Genomic DNA, 20,545 nt, shown 5'->3' on the forward strand with positions numbered 1-20,545 from the left:
ATGCGAACCCTCCACAAGACCCTGCTCGCCTGTGCACTGGCCGGCGTGGCCGCACTGGCCTTGCTGCGGCGCGACGCCGATGCCAGCGCCGCACCACCCGCTGCGCCGCCTGCCGCCATCGTCGCGGTCGCGCCCGCGGTGGACATCGCGTTCGCGCCGATGCACTGGGCGCCCGGCGGCGTGATCAGCCGCCGCGATGCGCGCGTGGCCGGCGAACAGCCCGGGCGCGTGGCCCGGATCGCGAGCGTCGGGCAGACCGTGGCCGCGGGCGACCCGGTGGCGGTGCTCGACGACACCAGCCTGCGCCTGCGCGAACGCGAGATCGAGGCCGAGTCCGCCCGCATCCGTTCGCAGCTGGAGATGGCCCGGCTGCAGGAAACGCGCTATGCCGCGCTCGCCGGCACGCAAAGCATCGCCCGCGCCCAGTACGACCAGGTCCGCGCGGACCGCGACATGCTGGCGCAGGACCATGCCCGCGCGCAGGCGCAGCTGGCGCAGGTGCGGCACCAGCGCAGCCAGATGGTGGTGCGCGCACCCTTCGACGGCGTGGTGGCCGAGCAGTATGCGCAGGCCGGTGAGTACCTGGTGCCCGGCGGCGCGGTGGTCCGCGTCGTGGACACCGGCGCACGCGAGATCCGCGTGCGCGCACCGGTCGGGTTCGCCGCGCAGTTGCCGCCAGGCACGGCGGTGCAGGTCCGCGATGGCGACCGGATCCACGCGCTGCACGTCTCCGCGCAGGTGCCGGTCGGCGACGAAGCCTCCCGCCAGATGGAACTCCGCATCGACGTGGACGGGCGGACGTGGCCGGTCGGCACGGCGCTGGAGGTCGGCATGCCACGCGCCGCGGCACGGACCGTGGTCGCGGTGCCGCGCGATGCCGTGGTACTGCGCCGCGAGGGCAGTTACGTACTGCGGATCGGCGACAACGGCACGGCCGAACGGCTTGGCGTGGTGACCGGCGAGGAGATCGACGGGCTGGTCGAAGTGGACGGCGCCGTGCGGCCGGGCGACAACGTGGTGGTGCGCGGCGCGGAACGCGTCGCGCCGGGACAGGCCGTCAGCGTGGAACCGCCAGCTCTCTCCCTGGCGGCACGCTGACGGCCCGTCGCCGTTATCCAGCGCCCTCGGACCTCACATGTGCAGCAACGTTCGCCAAGAACACCGGAACCTCGTGCGGTGGGCACCGCTGGGGCGTACTGCCTGGAGGCGAAAAATCGGGAGGAAGCCGGCAACTCGATGCTATCGAAGTGGCAAGACCATGCTCGTGGACAAACACTTCCGAGCGCCTGTCCAGCGCCCCATCGGCCAAGTCGAACCTCCGCACGCGATTGCCGTTCCCCCCCCCCCGCACGAAACCAACGTCGTAGGGTCGAAATTGAACTGGACACTCGCCTCGCGGCACGATGGCACCTCCGAGGGTGTTGCAGGTGTTGATGACGCGCCAGGAGGAAGCGCCATCGATCGGGTAGGCACCATCCGCATCCAGGTCTTCGAGCGTAACCCCGTCCCGCTCCAGACGGCGCATGAAATCCCCGTCCTCACGCAATGTGTTGGAAAAATCCAGCTGGATGCGCGACCTGACCTAATGACGAGGTACCGCGCATGGTCGCGATACCGGTGCAGCGGCGAAGACTCACGTTGCCAAGCCCATTGCCGCAAGTCATCCGGTCATCCTGCCGGAGGGGCCACGATCGTGGCGACGTCGAACATGACGATGCCTGCCGCCATCGAGCGGCCAAAAAATGCTGCAACGCGAACGCGGACAGAAACTCAAGCTTCGCGCAGCGACCGCGACAATCTCACGCCGCACGTCGGAACCCCTCACGCGGACGCGCATCGCGACACTCAGATGCGCGAGACCGTCCACGACAGCATGCGGCCATCGCGATACGGCATGACGCCGTGGAACGCGCGCGGATCGGCATCGAACACCAGCGGCAGGAAATGGCGGTCGCCTTCCCACAGCGGCAAGTCGAGGATGTGGTCCACGTCCACCCACTCCAGCGTGCCTTCGGGGTTCGACGCGAACGGCACGCCGGTGAAGCGGGTGATGACGAACACGAACCCGAACCAGTCCTCGCCCTGCTTGCCGAAACCGGGCCAGCTGATGGTGCCGCGCATTGCCATGTCGTGGCACTCGATGCCCGCTTCCTCGTGGATCTCGCGGCGCATGCCAGCGACGATGTCCTCGTCGGCTTCGAGCTTGCCACCCAGTCCGTTGTACTTGCCCAGGTGCTGGTCTCCGGGTCGCGCGTTGCGATGGACCATCAGCACGCGCCGGCGATCGGGAGACAGCACGTAACCCAGGGTGGCGACGATGGGGGTATACGGCATGGCAATTCGGTGGCGAGGCGGGCGTGCATTGTAGGAAATCGTCGCCGATGCTTCCCGTGGATCGGCTGGTTCCATCTGCCGCGGCCAGCGCATGTCCTGGCACGGACGCATCCGGTCACCGCATCCACGGAAATGACTGCGCAGCCCCGGTGCCGCTGCAACCAAGCGGATGTCGAGCCGTGGTTTGCGGCGGCATCGGGAGTGCGCGTGCGCAAGTTCCAGCCCTGGGATGACATTCCCCCGGAGCGTCGCAGCCTGCTTTCCTCCGTCTGCAGCGAATCCCATGACCCCGTCGTCACGCGGTTGGCGCACCGTTGAAAGCAACGCGCCGAGCCACGACATCCCGCCTGGTCAAGGCATGGACAGCACCTACGCGCGGCTGGCAAGCAATCGATCCAGCACCGACTTCAACGCCAGCGGCCGTACCGGTTTCTGCAGCAGCGACAGGCCTTCGTCCAGCGCTGCGCGACGCACCTCGCCGCTGTCGTCGGCGCTGAGCACCAGCGTTGGCCGAGGGCCGAAGCGTTCGGCCAGTCGGCCGCGCAGCGCAATCCCGGTATCGCCCGCATCCAGGTGGTAATCGAAGAGCCACAGCGCCGCGGCGTGGCGCGTCATGGCACGCAGTGCGGCCTCGCCATCGCCCACGGCGTCGACCATGCAGCCCCAGCCTTGCAACAACGTGTGCATGGCGGCCAGCGCGGCCGGATCGTTATCGACCAGCAGCACGCGAAGCCCCTTCAGGCCGGGCTTCGCGGCGTTTGCCTCTCCCCGGACGGGACCCGCCGCCCGCGGCAGCCGCAACGAGAACACGGTCCCCCGCCCCATCGCGCTGCGCAGCGCCAGCGGTGCCTGCATCAAGCGTGCGATGCGATCGGCGATGGCCAGGCCCAGGCCCAGTCCCTGCCCGGGCACGCCTTCGCCACGACGGAACTCCTCGAAGATCACCGACTGCTGTGAAGCCTCGATGCCCGGGCCGGTGTCGTGCACCTCGATGCGCATCGCGCCGCCCTCCCGGCGCACGCCCAGCAGCACGCCGCCGCTCGATGTGTAGCGTACGGCGTTGGCCAGGAAATTCTGCAATACCCGCCGCAGCAACTGCGGGTCGCCGTGCACCCATGCCTGCGTCGCGACATGGCGGAACGCCAGGCCACGCTCCGCCGCCAACGCACCGAACTCCGACGCCAGCGGCTCCAGCACGTCCGCCAGCGGGAAGTCACGCGGCTGCGGCACCAGCCCGCCGGCCTCCAGCCGCGACATGTCGAACAGCCCCATCAACAGGTCGGTCGTCGAGTCCAGCGCGCCGCGCACCTGCTGCAACGACGCCCGCCGGGGCGCATCGAGCTGCTGCGACAGGCCATCGGTGAACAATTGCGCGGCGTGCAGCGGCTGCAGCAGGTCGTGGCCGACGGCCGCGAGGAACCGGCTCTTGGCATCGTTCGCACGCTCGGCTTCGCGCCGGGCCTGGTCGAGGCTGGCGGTGCGTTCGGCCACGCGTTGCTCCAGCGTCTCGTTGCTGCGCTTGAGCTCGACCTCGGCATCGCGGAACGCGGTGACGTCGGTGAAGGTCGCGACGAAACCGCCGTTCGGCATCGGGTTGCCGCGGATCTCGACCACGGTGCCGTTGGGGAAGCGACGCTCGGCGAGGTAAGGCGTGCCGGCGCGCATGTGGCGCAGGCGCTTCGTGGATTCGTGCTCGATGTCCACGGCGCCGATCAGGCCCTGTCGCAGGTTGCGGCGCACCAGCTGCTCCACCGGCATGCCGACGCGCAGCATGTCCGGCGTGAGGTCGAACAACTGTGCGTAACGCGTGTTCCACGCCACCAGCCGCAACTCGCTGTCCACCACGCTGATGCCCTGGCTCATGTTCTCCAGGGCGGCTTCCAGCAGCCGCTGGTTGAAGCGCAGGTCCTGCGAGGCCTCGCCGACGATGGCGGCCACGGTATCGAGGTCGGGTCCCGCGTCGCGCCGCGCCGCGTCCAGTAGCAGTCGAGCCGATGCGCTGCCCAGGATCGCCGCCAGCTCGCGCTCCAGTTGCGCTTCGATCCGCGCCGGGACCGGCCCGGTTTCCGGCGCGCCCCGCAACACGTCATCGACGCGCGAGGCCGGCAGGAACCGCCGCCCGGCATTGCGGAGGGTCTGCAAATCGGAGCCGCCGCGCGATGGACCGCGCGAGGGCGCGCCGCGCCAGGTCATCGCCAGCGTGACCAGCGTGCCGATGAAGAGACTGACGCCCACCGCCCGCCCCAGCCGGCTCCAGCCGGTGAGGCCGAACAGGGCGTCCGGCGCCAGCCATGCCCAGCCGAAGGGGCCGGCAAGCAGCCAGCTGCGGTCGCCCGCGAGCGTTGGCACCAGCATCACCCATGCCCACGCGACGAAGCCTGCGGCCACGCCGAAAGCGGCCGCCCGCGGTGGCGTCTCCGGCCGCCACACCGCGAACGCCAATGCAGGGGCCAGCGTCGCCAGCGCCGAGAACGACACCGCGCCCACGTCGGCCAGCGCTTCGCTGCCGCTGACCAGCCGGCTGTAGGCCCAGCCCAGCAGCATGATCGCGAGGATGCCGCCCCGGCGCAGCATCAGCAGCGCGCCGCGGTGGTCGTCGCCCTGCCCGCGCGACCAGGCGCCGCGCAGCAGGCCCGGTGCGAACCAGTGGTTGCCGATCATCAGGCTGAGCGCCAGCGTGCTGACGATGACCATGCCGGTTGCCGCACTCAGGCCGCCCAGGAACACCAGCAGCGCCATCGCCTCGTTGCCCTGCGAGAGCGGCAGCGCGAGGGCGTACATGTCCGACGGCACGCGATCGCCCAGCAGCGCGGCGCCCGCCTTCGCCAGCGGCAGCGTTGGCAAGGCGATCAGCAGCAGGTACAGCGGGAACTGCCAGCGCGCGGTGCGCACGTGCGCCTCGTCGCGGCATTCCACCACCGCCACGTGGAACTGATGCGGCAGCAGGAACATCGCCAGCACGCCCAGCAACACCAGCGGAACGAAGCCGGTGGCGGGCGCGGTCGCCGCGACGCGCTGCACCTGTCCGGCATCGGGCAGGTCCAGCGCCAGCCAGACGAACAGTCCGAGCGCCAGCATCGCCACCAGCTTGAACAGCGACTCGAAGGCCATCGCCAGCACCAGCCCGCGATTGTGCTCGGTCGCACTGGCACGCCGGGTGCCGAACAGCATCGCGAATGCGGCCATGGCCAGCGCCACGTACAGCGCGCCGTCGCGCCATACCGCAGGCACGACGTCGCCGGCAGCGCCGGGACGCGACACCACGGTAGCGAAGCTCAGGGTGATCGCCTGGAGTTGCAGCGCGATGTACGGGATCAGGCCGATGGCGACCACGCCGGTGACGATGGCCGCCAGCCACGCGTCCTTGCCCAACCGCGTGGCGATCAGGTCCGCAAGCGACGTGGCATTGCTTTCGCGCGCCAGCCGCACCAGCCGGGTCATGAACCCGAACGCCAGCGCGTAGAACAGGATCGCGCCGATGAAGGTCGGCGGCAGCGGCCAGCCGTAGCGGCCGGCCTGGGTGACGGTGCCGTAGAACGTCCACGAGGTGCAGTGCACCGCCAGCGACAGGGTGTAGACATGCCGCCAGTGCCGCGCGAACGCGCCGGCATGGCGTTCGGCATACACCGCCGTGCCGAACAGCACGGCCAGCCAGGCCAGCGCGGCGGCCGCGACCATGCTGACGCTCAGCATCGGCTACCTGTCCTGGCCATGGTCGTGCGTTCGTCCATCCCACCCGTGCCACCCCGCAGGCGAGCGAGCATAGCGCAGCGGCGGGACCTGCCCGCCGCTGTCGACCGGCGTAGAGCGAAGCCGGTCAGAAGTTGTAGCGCACCGACAGGTACCAGTCGCGCGGACGGCCGTAGTAGGCGGTCTGGATGTTGCCCACGCTGGAGAACTCTTGGCCTTCGATCTTGTAGACCTCGTCGGTCAGGTTGCGCACACCGGTGCGCACTTGCCAGGCGTACTGCGGCGAGTCCCACACCCCGTACAGGCCGAACAGCGTGTACGCGTCCTGCGAGAGGTTCGCGCGGTTGTCGACCGACAGCCAGGTGTCGCCGCGGTACGAGGCATCGCCGCCCACGGTCAGGGTGCCGGCGCCGCCCAGCGTGAACGCGTGCTGCAGGGCGATGCGCGCGGTCCAATCCGGGGTGAACGGCACGTGCTCGTGCAGCGTCGGGTTGTACGCCGGGTTGGTCGGGTCCGTCGTGCGCAGGTCGTCGAAGCGCTTGTAACTGGCGTCGGTCCAACCCAGCTGCGCACTGAGCGTGGTGGCGCTGCCGAGACGCGCGACGCCCTCGAACTCGAAGCCGTTGACCTCCATCTCCGCAGCGTTGAGTACCGGGAACGAGAACGTCGGCGTCGGCGATTCGGGGTTCAGCACTTCCGACACGCGCGCCTGGAAGTCCTTGTAGCGGCTGTGGAAGGCGGCGACGTTCGCCTGCAACCGACCGTCCTGCGAGCGCAGCTTGAAGCCGGCTTCGTAGGTCCACACGAACTCGGGATCGAACGCCGCCGCCGTGGTTTCCAGCGCGCTGTTGGCGCGGCCGTTGAAGCCGCCGGACTTGAAGCCGCGGTTGGCCGACACGTAACCCATCGCGTTGTCGCCGAAGGCCTTCTGCAGGCTGAGCGACGGCGTCACCGCACTCCACTTCTGGCGTGCCTGGAAGGCGACGGTCTCGTTGAGCGCGGCGAACGGCAGGATGCCCAGGAACAACGAAGTCGAATTCCAGAAAGTGCTGGTCGAACGCGCGTAGTCCTTCTCGTCCTCGGTGTAGCGCACGCCAGCGGCCAGCGTCCAGGTGGGCGCGAATTCCCAGTTGAAGTGGGCGAACGCGGCCTTGCTGGTGGTGCTGAGGTCGTCCTCGATGGTGCGCAGGAACTGCACCGGCACGCCGCCGTTGAAGAACAGGTCGTCGGCGTAAGCCTCCTGGTAGGACGGCACGTCTTCCTTCATGTAGTACAGGCCGAAAGTCGCCTGCAGGTTGCTGCCGTTGTCGTACTGCAGCTGCAGTTCCTGGCTCACCTGGTCCTGGTCCAATGCCACCAGCACGTCGCCCAGCTCGAACTCGGACGCATCGATATCGATGTAGGAATTGGTCTGCAGCTCGCGATAGGCAGTGATGCTCTTGAACAGCAGGCGGTCGCTGACATCCCACTCGGCGGTGAGCGACGCGCCGGTGTGGGTCATCTGCTGGCCCTGCCAGGGCGCGAACGAAGTGCGCGCGGTGAAGTCGAACTCGCCGGTCGGCGCCGGCTTCAGCACCACCGGGCCCAGCAGCAGGTCGGTGGCGACCAGCGGTGCGGTCGGGCGGCCGAGGGAGAGATCCGTGTCCTGCCGGGTGCGATCGACCGAGAGCGTGGCACGGAAGCCGTCGACCGGACGAAACGCGGCCTTGGCGCGGAAGGCAAACGTGTCGTCGCCATTGAAGCTGCGCCCGGTAGCCGGGTCGCGGATGAAACCATCGTTGTCGATGCTGGCCACCGCAATGCTGGCCGCCACCGTCTCGCCCAACTGCCCGCCCGCGTAGAAACGGCCCTCGCGGCGACCATCGCGGCCGACGGTCAGCTCGGCCGCGCCGCCCGCATCGGTGAACGGATCCTTGGTGTTGATCTTGATCGCGCCGCCGGTCGAATTCTTGCCGTACAGCGTGCCCTGCGGGCCGCGCAGCACTTCCACCTGCTGAACGTCGAACAGTGAGAACAGCGCGCCATTGATACGCGAGTAGTACACGTCGTCGACGTACATGCCCACGCCTGGGTCGAAGGTCTGCAACGCATCCGGCTGGCCGATGCCACGGATGAACACGTTGACGCTGTTGGCCGAACCACGACCCTGCACGATGTTGAGGTTGGGCACCGCGCCCTGCAGGCCATCGATGTTGCTGGCCTGCAGGTCCTTCAGCTGCTCTTCGCCGAAGGCGCTGACCGCCACCGGCACGTCCTGGATGGACTCGGCGCGGCGGCGTGCGGTCACCTGCACCGTGTCCAGGGTGGCCGCCTCGGACTGCGGCGTGGCCGTGGCGACGTCCTGCGCGACGACGGCCGGCGCGGCGGAGGCCAAGGCGACCGCCAGGCTCAGGGTGCTGTACTTCAGGTGCGTGCGCTTCATCGATGCCCCTCCCAGGGGTATGGCATGGCTTGCGGCCGGATGGCCGCCCACCGGCAACAGTACGGACCGCGGCAGGCGGGCGGCATCGTACCTTCGGACAATGGGCCGACCCTCTGGCGCTGGCGACACTGGCGGCCCATCTGCGGCCCGGCCGCGCCGGAGAGCTGTGCGCATGGAGTTCCTGATCGTCCTGGCGTCGCTGTGCTTCCTGATGTTCGTCGCCTACCGCGGCTACAGCGTGATCCTGTTCGCGCCGATCGCGGCGATGGGCGCGGTGCTGCTGACCGACCCCACCCTGGTGGCGCCGATGTTCACCGGACTGTTCATGGACAGGATGGTGGGCTTCCTGAAGCTGTATTTCCCGGTGTTCCTGCTGGGCGCGGTGTTCGGCAAGCTGATCGAGATCTCGGGGTTCTCGAAGTCGATCGTCGCCGCGACCATCCGCGTGGTCGGTGCGCAGCGGGCCATGCTGGCCATCGTGCTGGTCTGCGCGCTGCTGACCTACGGCGGCGTGTCGCTGTTCGTGGTGGTGTTCGCGGTGTACCCGTTCGCGGCGGAACTGTTCCGACAGGGGGACATCCCCAAGCGCCTGATCCCCGGCACGATCGCGCTCGGCGCGTTCACCTTCACCATGATGGCGCTGCCCGGCACGCCGCAGATCCAGAACATCATCCCCACTGCCTTCTTCGGCACCGATGCCTGGGCCGCGCCTATCCTGGGCACGATCGGTTCGGTGCTGATCTTCGCCGCCGGCATGGCCTACCTGGAGTGGCGCCGCAAGCGCGCGGCATCGGCCGGCGAAGGCTACGGTACCGACCTGCGCAACGAGCCGGAACCGTTCGAAGGCGAGCGCCACGCCCACCCGCTGGTCGCACTGCTGCCGCTGGTACTGGTGGGCGTGTCGAACAAGGTGTTCACGGTGCTCATTCCACGCCTCTACGGCGAGAGCCACGCGTTCTCGCCATCGGCAATGGGCGACGCTACACCCGTGGTGCAGGAGGTCTCGCGCGTCGCCGCGATCTGGGCCGTGCAGGGCGCGCTGCTGGTGGGCATCCTTGCGGTGCTGCTGCTGGCGTGGAAGCCGGTGTCGCGCAAGTTCGCCGAAGGCACCAGGGCCGCGATCGGTGGCGCGCTGCTGGCATCGATGAACACGGCGTCGGAGTACGGCTTCGGTGCGGTCATCGCTGCCCTGCCCGGCTTCCTGCTGGTGGCCAATGCGCTCAACTCGATCCCCGATCCGTTGGTCAATGAAGCGATCACCGTCACTGCGCTCGCAGGCATCACCGGGTCGGCGTCGGGTGGCATGAGCATCGCGCTTGCCGCCATGTCGGAGAGCTTCATCGCCAACGCGCAGGCGGCAGGCATCCCGATGGAGGTGTTGCACAAGGTGGCGGCAATGGCATCGGGTGGCCTGGATACCCTTCCGCACAACGGTGCGGTCATCACCCTGCTCGCGGTGACCGGGCTCAGCCATCGCCAGTCCTACAAGGACATCTTCGCCATCACCCTGATCAGCACGGCTGCGGTGTTCGCGGTCATTGCCATCTACTACCTGACCGGCTGGGTCTGACACCACCGGTGGCAGCGGCAACCCTCCCCAGGCGAAACCGCGACGGGATTGCGCAACCGGTCACATACACGCCTCCGTTGCGCACATACCCTGCCGCGAGGGGATAGACAGGACCGCCTGCCATGACCGACCAGCTCCCGGCCAGCCAGCGCAAGCTGCTGCAAGACGCGCACGCGCGACGCTACCGCCTGAAGGGGGCGCCCCGCTTCCAACCGGCCCCGGCTGCGCCGGCAGCTGCAGCCGGCCCGGTCATGGCGGCCATCAGCCAGCCGCGCCTGCTGACCCTGGCCAAACCGCCTTTCGCCGTGCGCGCACTCAACAACCTCAGCTATGGCGCCACGGCTGCCAGCATCGCGGCGTTCAACGCGCTGGGCGCGAACGACACCGCGCGCATGACCGCCTACGTCGACCAGCAGTTGAATTGGGAGTCGATCGACGACAGCGCGATGGAGGCCCGGCTGTCGGCCGCCGGATACACCACGCTGGGCAAGACACTCGCGCAGCAATGGTCCCAGCACGTGCGCCAGGACGACTACAACACCCGCATGCGCCCCGGATGGGAAGTGCAACGCGCGGCGCTCGCCCGCGCGGTGCATTCGAAACGTCAGTTGTTCGAGATCGTCAACACGTTCTGGCACGACCATTTCAACGTGATGGTCACCGACTACGACTGCTGCCCGGTGTACGTGCACTACGACCGCGACGTGACCCGACAGCACGCGATGGGCAACTTCCGGCAGATGCTGGAAGCCGTGGCCCAGAGCACGGCGATGATGTACTACCTCGACAACCTGTCGAACTCGCGTTCCGGCCCCAACGAGAATTTCGCCCGGGAATTGCTGGAGCTGCACACCTTCGGCGCCGAGAACTACCTCGGCTTCATGGATCCCTTCCAGGTACCACCCTGCCCCGAGGACCCGAGCTATCCGATCGGCTACACCGATATCGACGTCTACGAAACCGCGGCTGCGTTCACCGGCTGGTCGGTGAAGAACGGGCACTGGCAGTACCCGAGCGAGAACGACGGCACCTTCGTCTATCGCGCCGCCTGGCACGACACCGGGCCGAAGTTCGTGCTGGGCCGCTTCATCTATCCCGAGCAGCCAGCACTCAAGGATGGCCGCGACATCCTCGATCGCATCGCCAGCCATCCGCGCGTGGCGAAATTCATCTGCCGCAAGCTGATCCGCCGCTTCTTCAACGACGAGCCCACGCAGGATCTCGTCGACAGCGCCGCGGCGGTGTTCCGCCAGCACTGGCAGGCGCCCGACCAGATCAAGCGCACCCTGCGGCACATCCTGCTGTCCGATGCCGCGTTCCACAACTGGGGCATGAAGCAACGCCGTCCGTTCGAGGCCATCGCCGCCGCGCTGCGCGTACTGGACTGCGACTGGACCTACCGGCTGGACGAAAACCGCAGCAACGACCTCAACTGGCGGATGGGCTTCACTGGCCACCAGCCCTACGACTGGCCGGCGCCCAACGGCTATCCGGACAAAGGACAAGCCTGGGGCGGCGCGAACAGCCACGCGATGACCTGGAAAACGCTGAACTGGCTGACCGAGACCAACAACGTCGCCGGCGACGGCAAGCTGTTGCCGATCCTGGAGACCACGCGCACCGGCGTTCCGGTTGCCCAGTGGACGGCGCGAAGGCTGGTGGACTTCTGGTGCACGCGCATCCTCGGCTACCGGCCGGAAGCCTCGCGCTACAACACGCTGCTGGCGTTCATGGCGCAGAACGGCGACATCGACGGTTACGTCATCACCGATACCGACGCGTGGGCGCAGGGCGACCTCAAGCGCCACTACAACCACCAGCGCCTGCGCAGCATGGTGTCGCTGGTGCTGATGACCCCTGAATTCCTGAGCCGGTGAGGATGACGCCATGAGTATCGAACTCGACCGCCGCGAATTCCTCAAGGGCTGCTGCGCCACCGCCGCCATCGGCGCCGTCGGCCCATCCCTGCTGTTCGGCAGCCCGGCCCACGCGGCGGTGAACAACCACGACACCATCGTGCACATCTTCCTGCGCGGCGGCATCGATGGCCTGAACCTCGTGGTACCGGTGTCCGGCAACGACCGCACGCATTACGAACAGGCGCGCCCCAACCTGTCGATCGCCGCCAGCGGCGCCTACGGCGCGCTGCCGCTGACGCTGTCCAACGGATCGGCGACCGGCTTCGGCCTGCACCCCTCCGCGACCGGGCTCAACGACATCTGGGCCGACGGCAGGCTGGCCATCGTGCACTGCTGTGGCATGCAGACCACGGTCACGCGCAGCCACTTCGACGCGCAGCTCTATCTCGACCTCGGCACGCCCGGCAGCCAGGGCAACGGCACCGGCTGGATCACGCGCGCGTGGAACACGCAGCCCGATGCATCGTCGCAAGTCGTGATGCCGGCGGTGGCGGTGAACAGCCGCACGCCGGCCAACCTGCTCGGCGCCACCGACGCGCTGACCATGGGCAGCCCGACCGATTTCGCGCTCAACGCCGGTGCGTGGCAGTGGCAGATGCGACGCGACGACGGCTATCCCGCAGGCTTCAAGGGGGTCAATGAAACCCTGGCAAGCCTGTGGAACGGACAGACACGAGTGGAGCGCAGCGGACGCGCCGCCGATGCGGCGTTGCGCGTGGTCGCCCAGCAACCGTACACGGCGACCCTGCCTGCGTCGTGGCCCACCTCCAACTTCGCCCGGCAGCTCTGGACCGTGGCGCAATCGATCCGCTTCAACCTGGGCCTGCGTTACGCCACCGTGGACCTCGGCGGCTGGGACACCCACGATGGACAGGGCACTGCCGGCAGCGGCTACCACTACTACCAGAACAAGATCGCAGAACTCTCGCAGGCGTTGACCGCGCTGTACGGGGAGTTGAAGAACAGCGGCGAAATGGCACGCGTCACCGTGGTGGTGCAGTCCGAGTTCGGCCGTCGCGTGCGCCAGAACGGCAGCGGCGGCACCGACCACGGCTATGGCAACCCGCTGCTGGTGTTCGGCGGTCCGGTCAACGGGCGCCGCTTCTACGGCACATGGGCTGGCCTGGATCCGGAGATCCTCTCGCCACACTTCGGCGACGTGCCTGTCACCACCGATTTCCGGCACGTGTTTTCCGAGTTGTTGGCCAAGCGCATGGGCCATACCCGCATCGGCGAGGTGTTCCCCGGCTACGGGATACCCTCAGCCCTTGGCATCGTCGGTACCGGCGTCGCCGCCATGGCCGCGCAGGCGGCCCAGCCCGCCGTCGCCAACATCACCACGCATCCGCAGCCGGCCGTGGGTTCCTCCCTGCCCACCGCCGGCGAAGCAAGGACCACGACGTCGCGAAGCATCGCGTTCTTGCCGCGCAGCGTCTCGCAGCCGCTGTTGCGGTGGCGACTCAAGCTGTACCGGTTGATGCTGCAACATCGCCTGTAGTTGGGCGGCACGATTCGGGCGATTGCTCCACGACGGCAGCCGCGGCGAACGTCCATGTCTCCGCGCCATCGCGCGGATGCCGGCAGGTAGCGAACGGAGGCGCTCCTCGCGAACGCGGCCAATCCATCCGCTCGTCGCATCCCGCCGCCGCATCCACGGATGTAACAGCGCCGCCCCGATGCCGTCGCAACCAAGCGGATATCGGGCCGCGACTTGCGGCGGCACCGGGGAGGCGCACGCGGATGCGGCTTTCGCATCGCCTGCAGGCCCGACGCCATCGACAAACGAAAAGAGCGGGCTTCCGCCCGCTCTTTCCTGATACGCGTAGAAGGTGCGTGGCGGCGGCTTACGCGGCCGGCACGCCCTCGCCTTCCTCGATCGCCTTCATCGACAGGCGGATGCGGCCCTGCTTGTCGACCTCGAGAACCTTGACCTTGACCACGTCGCCTTCCTTGAGCACGTCGCCGACCTTCTCGACGCGCTCGTTGGAAATCTGCGAGACGTGCACCAGCCCGTCCTTGCCGGGGGAGATGGTGACGAACGCACCGAAGTCCATGATCTTGGCAACCTTGCCCTCGTAGATGCGACCCGGCTCGACGTCGGAGGTGATCTGCTCGATGCGGTCCTTCGCGGCCTGGCCTGCAACGGCATTGACCGAGGCAATGGTGATCGTACCGTCGTCCTGGATGTCGATCTGGGTGCCGGTTTCCTTGGTGATGGCCTGGATCACCGAACCGCCCTTGCCGATCACTTCGCGGATCTTGTCGGGATGGATCTTGATGGTGATCAGGCGCGGCGCGAACTCGCTGAGCTCGGGACGGGCTTCGGTCAGCGCGTTGGCCATCTCGCCCAGAATGTGGAGGCGGCCCTGCTTGGCCTGCGCCAGCGCGACCCTCATGATCTCCTCGGTGATGCCCTGGATCTTGATGTCCATCTGCAGCGCCGAGATGCCATTGGTGGTACCGGCCACCTTGAAGTCCATGTCACCCAGGTGATCTTCGTCGCCCAGGATGTCCGACAGCACGACGAAGTCGTCGCCTTCCTTCACCAGGCCCATCGCGATGCCCGCGACCGGCGCCTTGATCGGCACGCCGGCGTCCATCAGCGCCAGCGAGGAACCGCAGACCGACGCCATCGACGAGGAGCCATTCGACTCGGTGATTTCCGAGACGACTCGGATGGTGTACGGGAACTCTTCCATCGTCGGCATCACGGCGAGCACGCCGCGCTTGGCGAGGCGGCCGTGGCCGATCTCGCGACGCTTCGGGCCCATCATGCGGCCGGCTTCACCCACCGAGTACGGAGGGAAGTTGTAGTGGAACAGGAAGTGTTCCTTGTACTCGCCGGCGACGGCATCGATGATCTGGCCATCGCGTGCGGTGCCGAGGGTCACCGCCACGATCGCCTGCGTCTCGCCGCGAGTGAACAGCGAGGAGCCGTGCACGCGTGGCAGGATGCCGACCTTCGACGCGATCGGGCGGACGGTGTCGGGCGCGCGGCCGTCGATACGCACCTTGGTCTTGAGGACCGAGTTGCGCATGGTCTGGTATTCCTGCTCACCGAATTCCTTCGACAGCTCGCCGGACGACCAGGCATTTGCCTCGGCCTGCGGCGCGAGCGCCTCGAGGATCGCCTTCTTCACGGTGGAAATGGCGTCCTTGCGCTCGAGCTTGTCGCGCACCTGGAACGCGCTGGCGAGCTGCTCGCCCACCGCATTGCGGATGGCGGACACCAGGCCTTCGTTGGCGGCCGGGGCCGACCATTCCCACTTCGGCTTGCCCGCTTCGGCGACCAGTTCGTTGACCGCGGCGATCGCGACCTGCATCTGCTGGTGGCCGAACATCACGGCGCCCAGCATCACGTCTTCCGACAGTTCCTTCGCTTCGGATTCGACCATCAGGACCGCGGGCGCGGTACCGGCGACCACCAGTTCCAGGTCCGAATCCTTCAGCTCGCTGACGGTCGGGTTGAGCAGGTACTGGCCGTCCTTGTAGCCGACCTTGGCGGCGCCGATGGGCCCGTCGAACGGCGCGCCCGACAGCGACAGCGCGGCGGACGCGCCGATCAGGGCGAGGATGTCGCCGTCGACTTCCGGGTTCATCGACATCACGGTGGCGATGATCTGCACTTCATTGCGGAAGCCATCGGGGAACAGTGGACGGATCGGGCGATCGATCAGGCGCGAGATCAGCGTCTCCTTCTCGGTCGCGCGGCCTTCGCGCTTGAAGAAGCCGCCGGGGATGCGGCCACCGGCATAGAACTTTTCCTGGTAATCCACGGTCAGCGGGAAGAAGTCCTGGCCTTCGCGTGCGGTCTTGTTGGCCACGGCGCTGACCAGCAGCACGGTGCCTTCGCACGACACCATCACGGCGCCGCCGGCCTGGCGGGCGATCTCGCCGGTCTCGAGGGTCACGGCCTGGTTGCCGTACTGGAAGGTCTTGGTCACTTTTGCCACGTTGGATGTCCTTGGGTCTTGATCGTTGGACCACCCGGGACCCATGCCCCGGACGGGTGGCCGCGTGCACGCGACCGGAATTGCTGGCGATGGGTGTGGGCGTCCTGCCCCGTACAACAGGACAACCGCATCGGCTGCCCCAAAAACAACGCCGCGGCGCATTTCTGCGCCGCGGCGGTGGTCCGGCTTACCGGCGCAGGCCCAGCTTCTGGATCAGGGCCTTGTAGCGCTCGGCATCCTTGCGATGCAGGTAATCGAGCAGGCTGCGGCGACGGTTGACCATCATCAGCAGGCCGCGCCTGCCATGGTGGTCCTTCTTGTGGGTCTTGAAGTGCTCGGTCAGGTGCGCGATGCGCGCCGACAGCAGGGCGACCTGGACTTCCGGGCTACCGGTGTCGTTGTCGCCGCGCTTGTGTTCTTCGATGATCTTGCTGTTGTCGATGGACATGCTGTTGCCTCTTGACGCGTGGCAGGCAGAGAGCGCCGTGTCGTCGACACGCACGGCCTACCGCCTTGGCCCGCCTTGGATGGATGGAACCGGCAGGATGCCGGAAGTGCTTGAAAAAGCCGCGGAATTGTAACGGCTCAGCCGTCCGTGGACAAGGCGCTCACGCGGACGCGCCCGGCCCCTGCGCCGCAGCCCAGGCAAACAGCCGTGTCGGCCGCAGGCAGCCGTCGGACAGCTCGCCCAATCCAAGGGCACGACCGTCGGGGCCAAAAATGGCGACCTGGCCGTCTCCACGGAACCCGCCCTGCACGGCCTGTCCATGCGCCAGGCGCCGGGCCTGCGTGGCGTCCACGTCCGCAGGCGCCCAAGCGGACATGCCCCGCTCGACCGGCAGCAGGCAGGCCTCCAGGCTGCGTTCGCCCCGCCCGGCCAGCGCCTGCAGTTCCTCGAGGCTCCACATCTTCGGTTCCCTGAACGGGTCGACCCAGAGCCGACGCAACTCGGCCACGTGTGCCCCGCAGCCGAGCGCCTCACCCAGGTCGCGGACGAGGCTACGCACGTAGGTGCCCGAGCCGCACTCCACGTGCAGGCGCAACTGCGGCGGTACGCCTTGCAGGTCGTCCAACAGGTCGCCGGCGGACTGCAATGCGAATGCGTGCACGTCCACCTCGCGTGCCTCCACCTCCACCTGCTCGCCGCGGCGCGCCTTGGCATACAGCGGCTCGCCGCCGCGCTTGAGTGCGGAATAGATCGGCGGCCGCTGCCGGATGCGCCCGGTCAGGGCACGCAATGCCTCATCGATCTGCGGGATGCGCAGGTCGGGCACCGCGCGCGCGCGCAGCGGCTGGCCATCGGCATCATCGGTATCGGTCACCACGCCCAGGCGCGCAACGGTGTCGTAGGCCTTGCGCGCACCCAGCAGGCCGCCAGCGATCTTGGTGGCTTCGCCGAAGCAGATCGGCAGCAGGCCGGTCGCGAGCGGATCGAGGCTGCCGGTATGGCCACCCTTTTCGGCGCGGAACAGGTGGCGTACGCGCTGCAGCGCCTGGTTGGAACTGATGCCACGCGGCTTGTCGAGCAGCAGGATGCCGTCGAGCTTCCTGAACCTGGTGCGTGGGCGGGCGGTCATCATCGCGATTGTAGGGCGGGTCTCGACCCGCCGCGCCTGCGGCAGTCCGGACGCGTCGTTCAAGGCGGGTCGAGACCCGCCCTACGGCGCAGGCTCGTCATCCACGAGATCCGGCAGGTCGCGCAGCAGGTTGTCGATGCGTTCGCCGCGATCGACCGAATCGTCGTAATGGAAGTGCAGCTCGGGCACGTGCCGCAGCTTCACCGCCCGCGCCAGGCGAAAGCGGATCTCATGCGCCACCGCCTTCAGGCCCTTCATCGCCTCGGCGGCGCGTTCGGGCTGCAGGGCGGTCACGAACACCTTGGCATGCGCCATGTCGCGCGTGACTTCCACATCGGACACGCTGAGCGAAGGCAGGCCGTGCTCCTGCACGGCCTCGCGCACCAGCGTGCCCAGCTCGCGGCGGAGCTGGGCGGACACGCGGTCGGTACGATGGAAGGACTTCTGCGCCATGCGGTCGATGCGCACGCCTTACAGCGTGCGCTGCACCTCGATGCGCTCGAAGCATTCGATCTGGTCGCCCGGCTGCACGTCGTTGTACGCCTTCACGCCGATGCCGCATTCGGTGCCGCTGCGGACTTCGTCGACGTTGTCCTTGAAGCGACGCAGCGATTCCAGCTCGCCCTCGAACACCACGGTGTTGTCGCGCAGCACGCGGATCGGCTTGGAACGCTTGACCACGCCCTCCGTGACCATGCAGCCCGCCACCGCGCCGAACTTGGAGCTGCGGAACACGTCGCGGACCTCGGCGATGCCGATGATCTCCTCGCGGATCTCCACGCCCAGCAGGCCGGACGCCACCTGCTTCACCTGGTCGATCACGTCGTAGATGATGGAGAAGTAGCGCAGGTCGAGGTTGCCGTTCTCGATGATCTTGCGCGCGGACGCGTCGGCACGGACGTTGAAGCCGATGATCGTCGCCTTGGCGGTCGCCGCGGCGTTGGCATCGGACTCGGTGATGCCGCCGACGCCCGAGACGATCACGTTGATCCGGATCTGCTCGTTCGACAGGCCTGTCAGCGCCTGGCGCAGCGCTTCCACCGAGCCCTGCACGTCGGCCTTGACCACGAGGTTGAGCTGCTGCTGCGCCTCGCTCTGGCCCATCTGGGCCATGATGTCTTCCATGCGGTTGCCGGCGGCGGCGACCAGTCGCGACTCACGGCGCTTGGCCTCGCGCTGCTGGGCCACGTCCTTGGCAAGCCGCTCGTCGGCGACCACCACGAAGTCGTCGCCGGCATCGGGCACGCCCGACAGGCCGAGGACCTGCACCGGGATCGACGGGCCCGCCGACTGCACCTGCGCGCCGGTCTCGTCGAACAGCGCACGCACGCGGCCGTACTGCACACCGCACACCAGGTAGTCGCCCTTCTCCAGCCGGCCCTGCTGCACCAGCACCGTCGCCACGGGGCCACGGCCCTTGTCCAGCGAGGATTCGATGACCACGCCATTGGCGCGACCTTCGGCCACGGCCTGCAGCTCCAGCACTTCGGCCTGCAGCGAGATCGCGTCCAGCAGGTTGTCGACGCCCAGGCCGGTCTTGGCCGACAGCTCGACCATCTGCACATCGCCGCCGAAGTCCTCGGCCACCACGTCGTGCTCGAGCAGCTCGTTGCGGATCCTGCCGGGGTCGGCATCGGACTTGTCGATCTTGTTGATCGCGATGATCAGCGGCACCTTGGCGGCGCGCGCATGCTGGATCGCCTCGACCGTCTGCGGCATCACGCCATCATCGGCACCCACCACCAGCACCACGATGTCGGTCAACTTCGCGCCACGGGCGCGCATCGACGTGAACGCCGCATGGCCGGGGGTGTCGAGGAAGCTGATGACGCCCTTGTCGGTTTCGACGTGGTACGCACCGATGTGCTGGGTAATGCCGCCGGCTTCGCCCGACGCCACCTTGGTGCGGCGGATGTAGTCGAGCAGCGAGGTCTTGCCGTGGTCGACGTGGCCCATGATGGTGACCACCGGCGGACGCGCCGCCTTCTCGCCCTGCAGCTCGCCGGCATGCGCCAGCAGCTCGGTCTCGGCGTCGTCGCTTTCGGCGGCCACGGCCCTGTGGCCCAGTTCCTCGACCACCAGCACCGCGGTGTCGTGGTCGATGGACTGGGTGATGGTGGCCATGACCCCCATCTTGAACAGCGCCTTGACCACGTCGCCGCCCTTCATCGCAAGCTTCTGCGCCAGGTCGGCCACGGTGATCGCCTCGCCGACCGCCACTTCACGCACCACCGGCGCGGTCGGGCGTTCGAAGCCATGCGGACCGGCCGAACCGCTGCGCGACTGCTCGATGTTGCGGCGCGGCTTGGGCTTGCCGCGCGAAGTGCTGCGGCGAGCGCGTTCGGACGCGCTGAGGTGCAACTGTCCGGCGAAGCGCGCGGCGTTCTCATCGTCCTCCACGCCCGCGACCATCGCGTGCGAACCGCGATGCGGCTTGCCCTTGTGGCCGGCGCGATCATCCGTGCGCGGCGCGGCCGGCTTGGGATGACCGTGGCCATGGGCCTTGCGCGCGGCAGGGTCGTCCTCGGCCGGCAAGGCCGCGGCCAGCGCGGCTTCGGCCTGCAGGCGCTCGGCCTCGGCTTCTTCCTTGCGCTTCTGTTCCGCGGCTTCCTCGGCGCGACGGCGGTCGTCTTCTTCCAGCCGCTGCTGCTCGGACAGGTTGCGCTGGCGCGATTCCTCCAGCTTGCGCAGGATCTCGGCACGCTCGGCGTCCTGCTCCTGCTCGGGCGTCTTCGCCTCGGTCGGCTTGACCAGCGTGACCTTCTTGCGCACCACCACGTCGACGGTGGCCTTGTTCTTGCCGCCGCCAACGGTGATTTCCTGCTTGCGCGTGCGATTGAGCGTGATCTTCTTCGGCGCGATCGCTTCCTCGGCGGGCTTGTCGCCCTTGCCGTGCGCGCGCTTCAGGAAACCCAGCAGCTTCAGCTTCTCGGCACTGGTCACCACCTGGTCGGGATCGCTGAAGGGCATGCCCGCTTCGGACAGCTGCTCCAGCAGTTTCTCGACCGGCGTATTGACCAGGGCGGCAAGCTTGCGGATGGTGGTTTGTTGCGACATTCGGATCCTATGCTCTGTGTGGC

The 20,545-nt window shown here is 68.0% G+C and carries 12 protein-coding genes; 4 read left to right on the forward strand and 8 right to left on the reverse strand.

Annotation, left to right across the window (positions count from 1 at the left end):
• Complete coding sequence (locus E2F46_RS00515) at nucleotides 1-1,098, forward strand: efflux RND transporter periplasmic adaptor subunit (RefSeq protein WP_133320233.1); 1,098 nt, start codon at nucleotides 1-3, stop codon at nucleotides 1,096-1,098.
• 747 nt (nucleotides 1,099-1,845) lie between these two features.
• Here the strand turns inward: E2F46_RS00515 and E2F46_RS00520 are convergent.
• The 3 genes from E2F46_RS00520 to E2F46_RS00530 form a co-directional block, all read right to left on the reverse strand.
• On the reverse strand, nucleotides 1,846-2,334 hold the full coding sequence (locus E2F46_RS00520) for an NUDIX hydrolase (protein WP_133320234.1): 489 nt from the start codon (nucleotides 2,332-2,334) through the stop codon (nucleotides 1,846-1,848).
• Between the two features lie 369 nt (nucleotides 2,335-2,703).
• Nucleotides 2,704-6,027, reverse strand: a complete 3,324-nt coding sequence (locus E2F46_RS00525; RefSeq protein WP_133320235.1) for a hybrid sensor histidine kinase/response regulator — start codon at nucleotides 6,025-6,027, stop codon at nucleotides 2,704-2,706.
• Between the two features lie 124 nt (nucleotides 6,028-6,151).
• On the reverse strand, nucleotides 6,152-8,446 hold the full coding sequence (locus E2F46_RS00530; RefSeq protein ID WP_133320236.1) for a TonB-dependent receptor: 2,295 nt from the start codon (nucleotides 8,444-8,446) through the stop codon (nucleotides 6,152-6,154).
• Nucleotides 8,447-8,618: 172 nt separating this feature from the next.
• Between E2F46_RS00530 and E2F46_RS00535 the strand changes: the two genes are divergently transcribed.
• From E2F46_RS00535 to E2F46_RS00545, 3 genes are all read left to right on the forward strand, one after another.
• Entirely contained in the window at nucleotides 8,619-10,016 is a 1,398-nt protein-coding gene (locus E2F46_RS00535; protein WP_133320237.1) for a GntP family permease, read from the forward strand.
• 122 nt (nucleotides 10,017-10,138) lie between these two features.
• Entirely contained in the window at nucleotides 10,139-11,893 is a 1,755-nt protein-coding gene (locus E2F46_RS00540) for a DUF1800 domain-containing protein (protein ID WP_133320238.1), read from the forward strand.
• A gap of 10 nt (nucleotides 11,894-11,903) precedes the next feature.
• Entirely contained in the window at nucleotides 11,904-13,433 is a 1,530-nt protein-coding gene (locus tag E2F46_RS00545; RefSeq protein ID WP_133320576.1) for a DUF1501 domain-containing protein, read from the forward strand.
• A gap of 346 nt (nucleotides 13,434-13,779) precedes the next feature.
• On the opposite strand, the gene pnp is transcribed toward E2F46_RS00545, so the two are convergent.
• The 5 genes from pnp to infB form a co-directional block, all read right to left on the reverse strand.
• Nucleotides 13,780-15,888 carry a polyribonucleotide nucleotidyltransferase gene (gene pnp / locus E2F46_RS00550; RefSeq protein ID WP_133320239.1) on the reverse strand — a complete coding sequence of 703 codons (2,109 nt, stop codon included), beginning with the start codon at nucleotides 15,886-15,888 and terminating at the stop codon, nucleotides 13,780-13,782.
• A gap of 187 nt (nucleotides 15,889-16,075) precedes the next feature.
• Nucleotides 16,076-16,336 (reverse strand): 30S ribosomal protein S15, encoded by a 261-nt coding sequence (gene rpsO / locus E2F46_RS00555; RefSeq protein WP_133320240.1) that lies wholly within the window; start codon nucleotides 16,334-16,336, stop codon nucleotides 16,076-16,078.
• A 160-nt stretch (nucleotides 16,337-16,496) separates the two neighbouring features.
• Entirely contained in the window at nucleotides 16,497-17,465 is a 969-nt protein-coding gene (gene truB / locus E2F46_RS00560; protein ID WP_133320241.1) for a tRNA pseudouridine(55) synthase TruB, read from the reverse strand.
• 81 nt (nucleotides 17,466-17,546) lie between these two features.
• Nucleotides 17,547-17,918, reverse strand: a complete 372-nt coding sequence (rbfA, locus tag E2F46_RS00565; RefSeq protein ID WP_133320577.1) for a 30S ribosome-binding factor RbfA — start codon at nucleotides 17,916-17,918, stop codon at nucleotides 17,547-17,549.
• Nucleotides 17,919-17,936: 18 nt separating this feature from the next.
• Nucleotides 17,937-20,522 (reverse strand): translation initiation factor IF-2, encoded by a 2,586-nt coding sequence (gene infB / locus E2F46_RS00570; protein WP_165967303.1) that lies wholly within the window; start codon nucleotides 20,520-20,522, stop codon nucleotides 17,937-17,939.
• Nucleotides 20,523-20,545: the final 23 nt, after the last annotated feature.

It is taken from the genome of Luteimonas aestuarii (assembly GCF_004357985.1).
GTDB lineage: Bacteria > Pseudomonadota > Gammaproteobacteria > Xanthomonadales > Xanthomonadaceae > Luteimonas > Luteimonas aestuarii.

What these genes read in the sequence shown, in the direction of transcription:
- rbfA (WP_133320577.1), bottom strand. Translation starts at nt 17,918, where the DNA reads ATGGCGCAGAAGTCCTTCCATCGTACCGACCGCGTGTCCGCCCAGCTC.
- E2F46_RS00525 (WP_133320235.1), bottom strand. Translation starts at nt 6,027, where the DNA reads ATGCTGAGCGTCAGCATGGTCGCGGCCGCCGCGCTGGCCTGGCTGGCC.
- E2F46_RS00540 (WP_133320238.1), top strand. Translation starts at nt 10,139, where the DNA reads ATGACCGACCAGCTCCCGGCCAGCCAGCGCAAGCTGCTGCAAGACGCG.
- truB (WP_133320241.1), bottom strand. Translation starts at nt 17,465, where the DNA reads ATGACCGCCCGCCCACGCACCAGGTTCAGGAAGCTCGACGGCATCCTG.
- E2F46_RS00515 (WP_133320233.1), top strand. Translation starts at nt 1, where the DNA reads ATGCGAACCCTCCACAAGACCCTGCTCGCCTGTGCACTGGCCGGCGTG.
- rpsO (WP_133320240.1), bottom strand. Translation starts at nt 16,336, where the DNA reads ATGTCCATCGACAACAGCAAGATCATCGAAGAACACAAGCGCGGCGAC.
- E2F46_RS00545 (WP_133320576.1), top strand. Translation starts at nt 11,904, where the DNA reads ATGAGTATCGAACTCGACCGCCGCGAATTCCTCAAGGGCTGCTGCGCC.
- E2F46_RS00535 (WP_133320237.1), top strand. Translation starts at nt 8,619, where the DNA reads ATGGAGTTCCTGATCGTCCTGGCGTCGCTGTGCTTCCTGATGTTCGTC.
- E2F46_RS00520 (WP_133320234.1), bottom strand. Translation starts at nt 2,334, where the DNA reads ATGCCGTATACCCCCATCGTCGCCACCCTGGGTTACGTGCTGTCTCCC.
- E2F46_RS00530 (WP_133320236.1), bottom strand. Translation starts at nt 8,446, where the DNA reads ATGAAGCGCACGCACCTGAAGTACAGCACCCTGAGCCTGGCGGTCGCC.
- infB (WP_165967303.1), bottom strand. Translation starts at nt 20,522, where the DNA reads ATGTCGCAACAAACCACCATCCGCAAGCTTGCCGCCCTGGTCAATACG.